Raw genomic sequence first — 9,526 nt, forward strand, 5'->3', positions numbered from 1 at the left:
CCCCCACCCCGAGCGACGAACCGCTCGGCGTCCCGGCCCTGCTCATCGCCTCGTTCCCGCTGGACTCCACCCGCCGGCACGCCGCCCCTGGCCCGCTGACCGACTTCCTGGTCCAGCGCGCGGCCGACGCCTACGCCGAACTCCTCGGCGGCTGGCGGCCGGTGACCGCCGGGATCATCGACCTCGTGCCCGGCCCGCTCGGCAAGGGCGAACTGGACGGAGCCCTGCGCCAGGCGATCCTGGAGCGGCTGCCGCGGACCTCCTTCCTGCCGCCCGCGCTCCCTCCGCGCGACGGTGACGACCTGCCGGAGTCCCTGCGGCCGCGGGACGCCGAGGTCGTCGAGGGCGCGGGCGCGGACACCGTGCGGGTGCTCGCCGAGGTGCTGCCCACGCTCCTGCCCGCCGGGCTGGAGCGACGCGCCGAGCTGCGGACCCTGGGCGTCGCCCGGGTCCCGCTGACCGACGCGGTCGACCGGCTGGCCGGACTCGAGAAGGAACCCGGCTGGTGGCGGCGGCTCTACGACAGCCTGGCCGGGATCGACCCGGACCGTTTGTCCGGGCTCCCGGTGCCGCTCGCCGACGGCCGTACCACCATCGGGCCCCGGCAGGTCCTGCTGCCCGGCGCGGAGGCCGGGCGGATCGACCCCGAGGTGCTGGCCCGGCTCGGTCTGAAGGTCGCCCACCCGGATGCCGCCCACCCCCTCCTGGAGAAGCTCGGCGCCCTGCCCGCGACGCCGCGGGCCGTCCTCACCACACCGCAGGTCCGGGCCGCCGTCGCCGCGTCCCTGGACGACGACGGCGGTGTGAACTGGGAGGAGGACGTCCTCGACGCCGACGAACTGGCCGACACCGTGCTCGCCCTGGTGCGGGACGCCGCTCTGGAGCCCGGTGACGAGCCCTGGCTCGGCGCGCTCGCCCTGCCCGACGAGGACGGCGAACCGGCCCCGGCCTGCGAACTCGTCTTCCCCGGCGGCCCCTTCGCCCAGGTCATGCGCGAGGGCGAACTCGCCTTCGTGGACGCCGAGCTGGCCGCGAAGTGGGGCGAGCAGCCGCTCGCCGCCTGCGGTGTCCTGGTGAACTTCGCGGTCGTCCGCGCCACCGACGTCGTCCTCGACCCGGACGAACTGGAGCCCCACGAGGGTGACTTCACCGAACCGGACGACCCGGGCCTGCTGGACGCCGTCGACGTGTGGTGCGAGGACATCCTCGACCGCTTCCCGGACAGCCCGGTGCCGCCGGTCGCCACCGAGATCATCGCCGTGCGGGACCTGGACCTCGTGGACGAGGACAAGTGGGCGCAGGCGCTGACGCTGCTGTCCCGGCCGCCCCTGCGGGACGCCATCGTGCAGCCCGTGCGGATCCTGCTGCCGGACGGGACGCACGAGGTCGTCCGGCCGTACACCGCGTGGTGGCTGCGCGGGAACCCGGTCCTCGACGGCCGCCGCCCGGCCGGTCTGCGGGCTTCCGGCGGCGACTCGCTGCTGCGCGGGCTCTACGACGAGGCCGACGCGACCGGGTTCGAGGACGAACAGGTGCTGCGGGCGCTGGGGGTGCGCACCTCCGTCGCCGCCCTGCTGGACGAGCCCGGCGGTGCCGCCGAACTGCTCGACCGGCTCGCCGACGCCGAGCGGGAGGTGACGGGCGCTCAGCTGCACGCCCTGTACGGGTCGCTGGCCGAACTGGACCCGGAGCAGGTGACCCTGCCGGACGACCTGCGGGCCGTCACCGACGGCCGGGTGGAGGTCGTGGACGCGGCCGACGCGGTGGTCTGCGACTCGCCCGACCTGCTGCCGTTCACGTCCGGTGTTCCCCTGCTTCCCGTGCCGCCGTCGCGCGCCGCCGGACTGGCCGAACTGTTCCAGGTGCGGCGGCTCAGCGAGTCCGTCACCGGGCAGGTCACCTCCGAGGGCACCGAGCACGACGTCCCGGAGCCGGTGCGGGCGCTGCTCGGCCGGCGGACCCCGTCCTTCTACGTGGAGCACGAGGAACTCGTCGTCGACGGCGTGGAGATCGACTGGCGGCTCACCGACGACGGCGTCCTGCACGCCGCGACCCTGGAGGGCGTCGCCGCGGGACTCGCCTGGGCGGCGGGGCAGTGGCCGCGGCGGTTCGAGGTGGGTGCGCTGCTGGAAGACCCGTCCCGGACCGAGGAGTTGGAGCGGGACCGGTGGTTCGACTGACCGGTACGGCCGATTTGCCGCCCGCGTAAGGCCGTTGGTGAAAATCCCCGCACAAATTTTTCACCAGTCGTACAACCATGCGTACCACTGGGCTATCTGATCACGTGAGTCAACAGACTCCACGATCACTTGGGCCCCGAGAGCCGACGACGAGCACCGGGGCCCCTCTCCACCTGGAGAACGCATGCGTATCCGAGCCACTGTGGCCGCCGTCACCGGCGCCCTGGCCCTCTCCGCCCTCGCCGTGCCCGCCGCGCAGGCGGACGACCACATGCCGAACCTGGCGTCGCTGGTCCCGTCCACCTCGAAGGCCACGCCGTTCACCGCCGCCGCTCCGGCGGACGAGTCCCTGGGCGACACCAAGGTCACGGCTGTGACCGTCAACGCCGGCAAGAACATCGTGGTCGGCACGACCGTCAAGAAGTCCTTCACCGTCTCCGTGACGGCCACCGACCCGGAAGGCGTCAGGGACGCCTTCGCGATGCTGTGGCACGGCCCGGACACCGACAACGCCGACGGCGCGATCGTGCCGGAGACCCTGGACGACACGCAGGTCGGCAAGTGCACCGACTCCAGCGCGACCACCGCCACCTGCAAGGTCACGCTGATCGCCGACCCGAAGGACAACATCTACCGGAACCTCCTGGCCGGTACCTGGAAGGTGTGGGCCGCCGCCGTCGGCAACGACGACGACTACGTGATCCGCGAGGCCTACAAGACGGCCAAGGTCCAGCGGGCCTCCAAGCTGACGGTCAACGCCTCGCCGGAGCCGGTGAAGAAGGGCAAGACCATCACGGTCACGGGCAAACTGTCCCGCGCCAACTGGGAGACCCACAAGTACGCGGGCTACACCGGCCAGCCCGTCAAGCTCCAGTTCCGCAAGAAGAACAGCAACACCTACACCACGGTCAAGACCATCAAGTCCAACTCCACGGGCCAGCTGAAGACCACCGTCAAGGCCTCGGTGGACGGCTACTTCCGCTACTCCTTCGCCGGCACCTCGACCACCCCGGCGGTCAACGCCACGGGTGACTTCGTCGACGTGAAGTAGAGGCGCGCCCCGAAAGGGGCGCGGGGCTGTATCGATGTGCGGCTCCGCCGCGTGGGCGCGACAAGCCCCCGCGGCGCCGCGCTCAAGCGGGAACGCGGCGGTCCACCCACCTCCACAGGAGTTCCAGGGTGGCCGCCGCCACCGCCGCGATGCCGACCGCGATCCACGGCATCGTCATCCCCACCAGCTTCAGCGCGAAGAAGTCCTGCAGCCACGGCACGACCAGTACCACCAGGAACGCCCCCGCCATGGCGGCGACCAGGGCGACCCGCCACCAGGTGTAGGGCCGGGCGATGATCGCCAGCACCCACATCGAGATGAGGAACAGCGTGAGGGTCGCCGCACTCGTCTCCGCGTCCAGCGCTCCCGCACCCGTGTAGTGCTCCCGGGCGATCAGATACGTCGCGAAGGTCGCCGCCGCCGCCACGACCCCGCCCGGGACCGCGTACCGCATCACCCGCCGGACGAAGTTCGGCTTCGCGCGCTCCTTGTTGGGCGCGAGCGCGAGGAAGAACGCCGGGATGCCGATGGTGAGCGTGGACAGCAGGGTCAGATGGCGCGGCAGGAACGGGTACTCCACCTGGGAGCACACCACCAGGACGGCCAGCAGCACCGAGTAGACCGTCTTGACGAGGAACAGCGTCGCCACCCGAGTGATGTTGCCGATGACCCGGCGCCCCTCCGCGACCACCGACGGCAGCGTCGCGAAGCTGTTGTTCAGCAGCACGATCTGCGCCACCGCCCGGGTCGCCTCCGAGCCGGAGCCCATCGCCACGCCGATGTCGGCGTCCTTCAGGGCGAGCACGTCGTTCACCCCGTCACCGGTCATCGCGACCGTGTGCCCGCGGGACTGCAGCGCGCCCACCATGTTCCGCTTCTGCTGCGGGGTGACCCGCCCGAACACCGTGCCGCCGTCGAGGGCCTCGGCCATCCCGTCCCGCTCGACGGGCAGCCGGCGCGCGTCCACGGTGGTGCCGGACAGGCCGAGCTTGGCGGCGACCGCGCCGACCGACACCGCGTTGTCGCCGGAGATGACCTTGGCCCGGACGTCCTGGTCGGCGAAGTAGCGCAGGGTGTCGGCGGCGTCCGGCCGCAGCCGCTGCTCCAGCACGACCAGGGCGGTGGGCTTCGCGCCCTTCGTCACCTCGGGATCGTCCAGGCCCCGCTCGACCCGGGCGAGCAGCAGCACCCGCAGGCCCTGCTCGTTGAGCCGCCCCGTCTCGGCCAGGGCCGGGTCGTCCTCCGCCAGCAGCACGTCGGGCGCGCCCAGCAACCACCGGCCGGTCCGCCCGTCGCCCTCGCTGATCGCGGCGCCGCTGTACTTGCGGGCCGAGGAGAACGGCAGCGCCTCGGTGCAGCGCCAGTCCTCGACGGCCGGGTAGGTGTCGACGATCGCCTTCAGGGAGGCGTTCGGCCGTGGGTCCGACGCGCCCAGCGCCCCGAGCACCTCGCGCACGTACGTCTCGTCGGCGCCCTGGAGCGGACGCAGCTCCGTGACGTCCATGCCGCCCTCGGTGAGGGTGCCGGTCTTGTCGAGGCAGACCGTGTCGACCCGGGCCAGGCCCTCGATCGCCGGCAGCTCCTGCACCAGGCACTGCTTGCGGCCCAGGCGGATCACGCCGATGGCGAAGGCGACCGAGGTGAGCAGGACGAGCCCCTCGGGGACCATCGGGACGATGCCGCCGACCGTGCGGGCGACGGAGTCGTCGAAGGCGTTCTCCTTCACGAACAGCTGGCTGATGATCAGGCCGATCGCGGTCGGGACCATCATCCACGTGACGTACTTGAGGATCGTGGAGATGCCCGACCGCAGCTCGGACTGGACGAGGGTGAAGCGGGAGGCCTCTTCGGCGAGCTGGGCGGCGTAGGCCTCACGGCCGACCTTCGTCGCCTGGAAGGCCCCGCCGCCCGCGACCACGAAGCTGCCCGACATGACCTGGTCGCCCGGCTGCTTGACGACCGGGTCGGCCTCGCCGGTGAGCAGCGACTCGTCGATCTCGAGACCGTCGGCCTCGACACAGACCCCGTCGACGACGACCTTGTCCCCGGGCCCGATCTCGATCAGGTCGTCCAGGACGATCTCGGAGGTGCTGACCCGCGCGGCACTCCCGTCGCGGCGCACGGTCGGCCTGACCTCGCCGATCAGAGCGAGCGAGTCCAGCGTCTTCTTCGCCCGCCACTCCTGGACGATCCCGATGCCGGTGTTGGCGAGGATGACGAACCCGAACAGGCTGTCCTGGATCGGCGCGACCACCAGCATGATCAGCCACAGCACGCCGATGATCGCGTTGAAGCGGGTGAAGACGTTCGCACGGACGATGTCGACGGTGGACCGGCTGCTGCGCACCGGCACGTCGTTGACCTGGCCGCGCTCCACCCGTTCGGCGACCTGAGCACCGGTCAGGCCGGTCTCGCGGGAGGTGACCGTCGCCGGCCGCGCGGAGTCGGGCCGGGCACCCGCGTCGAGATGCGTCATGCATTCGACGGTACGTGCGGATTTGCCGCTTCACCCGCTGAATGCGGCGAAGATCCGACCTGGGAAGGACGGACTTCGTGCCGTGGTCGTACGGCAGTTGTACGCCGTCGGACCCCGGTGCCACGCCCCGGTGTCAGCCCGCCCGGCGCGCGGTGAGCAGCAGGTACTCCCACTCCAGGACGGTCCCGCCGGAGCCCGTGCCGAGGTCGCCGTCGCGGACGAGGTCCACCAGGGCGCCGTCGAGGGCGGCGGCGCGTTCGGGATCGCCGGCGAGGTTCTTGTAGACGCTGATGGTCGGGCCGTAGCGCTCCTTGAAGTAGTCGCGGAACGTCTCCGGCGTCTCGAAGCGGTCGACCCGGACGGTGCGGCGCTCGGCGCGCACGTCCGTGACCGCGTCGCCGAGGAGGGCGCGGACATGGTCCTCGTCCCCCCAGAGCGGGGGCGGCTGGGCTCCGGGCGGGGGCGGTGGCGCGTACGGCTTCATGGCGGCGAACATCCGGCCGATGAAGCCCTGGGGCGTCCAGCTCAGCAGCCCGATGGTGCCGCCCGGACGGCAGACCCGGACGAGTTCGCCGGCGGCCTGCTGGTGGTGCGGGGCGAACATGACGCCCACGCAGGACAGCACGGTGTCGAACTCGGCGTCACCGAAGGGCAGGGCCTCGGCGTCCGCCTCCTGCCAGGTGAGGTGCGCGCCCTGCTTCTCGGCCGCCCGCCGGCCGGCCTCGAACAGCTCAGGGGTGAGGTCGGAGGCCACCACGTCCGCACCGGCCAGGGCCGCCGGGATCGCGGCGTTGCCGGAGCCGGCGCCCACGTCCAGCACCCGCTGGCCGGAGCGGACCCCGCACGCCTCGACCAGGACCGCTCCCAGCTCGGGGATGACCTCGGCGGCCAGGGACGGGTAGTCGCCCTGGGCCCACATCGCCCGGTGCTTCGACTTCAGGGCACGGTCGGCCTCGACCGTGCTGTTCCGCATCGTCATCGCTGCGCTCCTCACCGGTCCGGCGGCGGGTCCCGCGCGACGCTTTCGAGCGTTTCGCCGCCTTCTACGAGCGTAGGGAGGGGGCGGTGACGTGTCTCGCGGGAGAGCGGGCAAGAAGGTGCCTATTCGGCCGAGGGGGTCACCGTCAGCCCCTCGGTGGCCGCCGCCCGCTTGATCGCGGCATCGCGTTTGCGGACGTACCAGATGCCGATCAGTCCCAGCCCGGCGCCGGCCAGGCAGGTCCACACCCACCAGGTGTGGCCGTGGTCGTCGAACCAGCCGTAGAAGGGGAGCTGGACCAGGAAGAGGACGAACCACAGGATCGTGCCGCCGGTGATGGTGGCTACCACGGGGCCCTCCAGGGGCTCCGGCGCCTCGTGTCTGGGGGTCCATTTCGCCATGGGGACAGCTTACGAGGAGATCGGGTCTACGCGCGGAGATGGCCGATCGCGGCCTTATACGTTCATACTGAAACGGTTTATGTCTGACCACTTCTCTTCGTAGGAAACACCAAACACATGTCCTCCTCGGCTCCTGCCAAGGTCCCCGCCCCTGAACAGCCGGGAGCCGGGCGCACGTACGGCGCACTCGACCGCTTCTTCCGGATCTCCGAACGGGGCAGCACCCTGTCCCGCGAGGTCCGGGGCGGTCTGGCCACCTTCTTCGCGATGGCCTACATCATCGTGCTGAACCCGATCATCCTCGGCAGCGCCAAGGACATGTACGGCCACCAGCTCGACAACGGGCAGCTGGTCACCGCGACGGCCCTCACCGCAGCTCTCACCACCCTCCTCATGGGCGTCATCGGCAACGTCCCGATCGCCCTGGCCGCCGGCCTCGGAGTGAACTCCGTCGTCGCCCTCCAGCTCGCCCCCCGGATGTCCTGGCCGGACGCGATGGGCATGGTGGTCCTCGCCGGGTTCGTAGTCATGCTGCTGGTGGCGACGGGACTGCGCGAGCGCGTCATGAACGCCGTGCCCTACGGGCTGCGCAAGGCCATCTCCATCGGTATCGGCCTGTTCATCATGCTGATCGGGCTCGTCGACGCCGGCTTCGTCTCCCGGATCCCGGACGCCGCCCGGACCACCGTCCCGCTCCAGCTCGGCGGCGACGGCCACCTGAACGGCTGGCCGGTCCTCGTCTTCGTCCTGGGCGTCCTGCTGACCCTCGCGCTCATCGTGCGCAAGGTCTCCGGCGCGATCCTGATCTCGATCGTCGCCATGACGGTCCTCGCGGTCGTCATCAACACGGTGGCCGAGGTGCCGAGCTGGGGCCTGACCACGCCCACGTGGCCCGGCAACCCCGTCGCGAGCCCCGACTTCGGGCTGATCGGGCAGGTCAGCCTGTTCGGCGGCTTCGGCAAGGTCGGCATGCTCACCGGCGTGCTCTTCGTCTTCACCGTGCTGCTGTCGTGCTTCTTCGACGCGATGGGCACGATCATGGGCGTCTCCGACGAGGCGAAGCTGACCGACGGCGAGGGGCAGATGCCCGGCATCAACAAGGTGCTGTTCGTCGACGGCCTCGCGGTCGCCGCCGGCGGCGCCAGCTCCTCCTCCGCGACCACCGCCTTCGTCGAGTCCACGGCCGGTGTCGGCGAGGGCGCCCGGACCGGTCTCGCGAACGTCGTCACCGGCGGCCTCTTCGCCGCCGCCCTCTTCCTGACGCCGGTCGCCACGATGGTCCCCTCCCAGGCGGCCACGCCCGCGCTGGTCGCGGTCGGTTTCCTGATCCTGGCCGGATCGGTCAAGGAGATCGACTGGGCGGACTACACGATCGCCGTCCCCGCCTTCGTGACGATGCTGATGATGCCGTTCACCTACTCGATCACCAACGGCATCGGCATGGGCTTCGTCACCTTCGCGGTGCTGCGGCTTGCGGCCGGGCGGGGCCGGGAGGTGCCGTCGGCGATGTACGCGGTGGCGGCGGTGTTCGCCTTCTACTACCTGATGCCGGCGCTGGGCCTGACCTGATCCTCTTCACCGGAGCCGGGTGACCCGTAGAACCTCTCCGTCTCCTCGACGGCGGTCTGGAACCGCTGGTCGAAGTCATCTCGAATGAGCGTCCGGACGACATAGTCCTGGACGCTCATTCCCCTTTTCGCGGCCTGGTGCCGGAGCCGTTCGAGCAGGTCGTGGTCTATTCGCAGGCTGAGCACGCTGGTCCCCATGGGCATGAGGGTCGCGGCACCGTTCGGTGTGGCGGGCGCGGTTCCGCGACTTCATCACCCAAATGAGTGATGTCACGCTTCAGTGGCGGCCGTCACGGACCGTCCGGCGTGTTACCGCTGGTCTTTAGCGAGAGTAATGAGTTACGCTAATGAACATGCCGGACCTCAGCCATGGCGACGACGTAGCCGCCGTGAACTCCCTCCGATCCGCAGTGATGCGGCTGTCCCGTCGGCTCAAGCACCAGCGGGTCGACGAATCGCTCAGCCCCACCGAGATGTCGGTGCTGGGCACCCTGTCCCTGTGCGGCAGGGCCACCCCGGGCGAACTCGCCCGCAAGGAGCACGTCCAGCCGCCGTCGATGACCCGCATCGTGGCGCTGCTGGAGGCCAAGGGCCTGGTCCGGCTGGAGCCCCACCCCGAGGACCGGCGCCAGAAGGTCGTCACACGCACCGAGCAGGCCGAGGCCATGCTCGAGGAGAGCCGCGCCAAGCGGAACGCGTTCCTGGCGACGCTGGTGGAGAACCTCGACGAGGACGAGTGGGCGAAACTCCGCGCCGCCGCCCCCGTGCTGGAGAAGCTCGCGCACCTGTAAGCCGTATGTAGCAAGGAGGCGAACCCTTTGAGTTCGGGACCCGGAGCAGCTTCCGCCCCCGCACCTGATCCCCACGACTC

8 protein-coding genes are annotated in these 9,526 nt (G+C 70.9%); 4 read left to right on the top strand and 4 right to left on the bottom strand.

Annotation, left to right across the window (positions count from 1 at the left end; all coding sequences use genetic code 11):
• Both C1J00_RS31265 and C1J00_RS31270 read left to right on the top strand, forming a co-directional pair.
• The coding region (locus C1J00_RS31265) for a molecular chaperone Hsp90 (RefSeq protein WP_102912350.1) at positions 1-2,180 on the top strand (2,180 nt) is incomplete at its 5' end.
• Between the two features lie 184 nt (positions 2,181-2,364).
• Positions 2,365-3,231: a DUF5707 domain-containing protein gene (locus C1J00_RS31270; RefSeq protein WP_102912351.1), complete on the top strand. Its 867-nt coding sequence runs from the start codon at positions 2,365-2,367 to the stop codon at positions 3,229-3,231.
• Positions 3,232-3,313: 82 nt separating this feature from the next.
• Here C1J00_RS31270 and C1J00_RS31275 read toward each other — a convergent pair whose 3' ends face one another.
• From C1J00_RS31275 to C1J00_RS31285, 3 genes are all read right to left on the bottom strand, one after another.
• Positions 3,314-5,707 (bottom strand): HAD-IC family P-type ATPase, encoded by a 2,394-nt coding sequence (locus tag C1J00_RS31275; RefSeq protein WP_102912352.1) that lies wholly within the window; start codon positions 5,705-5,707, stop codon positions 3,314-3,316.
• A gap of 133 nt (positions 5,708-5,840) precedes the next feature.
• Complete coding sequence (locus tag C1J00_RS31280; protein WP_102912353.1) at positions 5,841-6,686, bottom strand: class I SAM-dependent methyltransferase; 846 nt, start codon at positions 6,684-6,686, stop codon at positions 5,841-5,843.
• 122 nt (positions 6,687-6,808) lie between these two features.
• Positions 6,809-7,087: a DUF2530 domain-containing protein gene (locus C1J00_RS31285; RefSeq protein ID WP_102912354.1), complete on the bottom strand. Its 279-nt coding sequence runs from the start codon at positions 7,085-7,087 to the stop codon at positions 6,809-6,811.
• 117 nt (positions 7,088-7,204) lie between these two features.
• On the opposite strand from C1J00_RS31285, the gene C1J00_RS31290 reads away from it, so the two are divergent.
• A complete protein-coding gene (locus C1J00_RS31290) occupies positions 7,205-8,656 on the top strand; it encodes an NCS2 family permease (protein ID WP_102912355.1) in 1,452 nt (483 codons plus the stop codon).
• Here the strand turns inward: C1J00_RS31290 and C1J00_RS31295 are convergent.
• Positions 8,626-8,853, bottom strand: a complete 228-nt coding sequence (locus C1J00_RS31295; protein ID WP_102912356.1) for a CopG family antitoxin — start codon at positions 8,851-8,853, stop codon at positions 8,626-8,628. The two genes, C1J00_RS31290 and C1J00_RS31295, sit on opposite strands and share 31 nt — an antisense overlap.
• Positions 8,854-9,008: 155 nt before the next feature.
• Between C1J00_RS31295 and C1J00_RS31300 the strand changes: the two genes are divergently transcribed.
• Positions 9,009-9,446 carry a MarR family winged helix-turn-helix transcriptional regulator gene (locus C1J00_RS31300; protein ID WP_030849396.1) on the top strand — a complete coding sequence of 146 codons (438 nt, stop codon included), beginning with the start codon at positions 9,009-9,011 and terminating at the stop codon, positions 9,444-9,446.
• The last annotated feature ends 80 nt before the right edge of the window (positions 9,447-9,526 follow it).

Origin of the sequence: Streptomyces cahuitamycinicus, from assembly GCF_002891435.1 — a bacterium.
Lineage (GTDB): Bacteria > Actinomycetota > Actinomycetes > Streptomycetales > Streptomycetaceae > Streptomyces > Streptomyces cahuitamycinicus.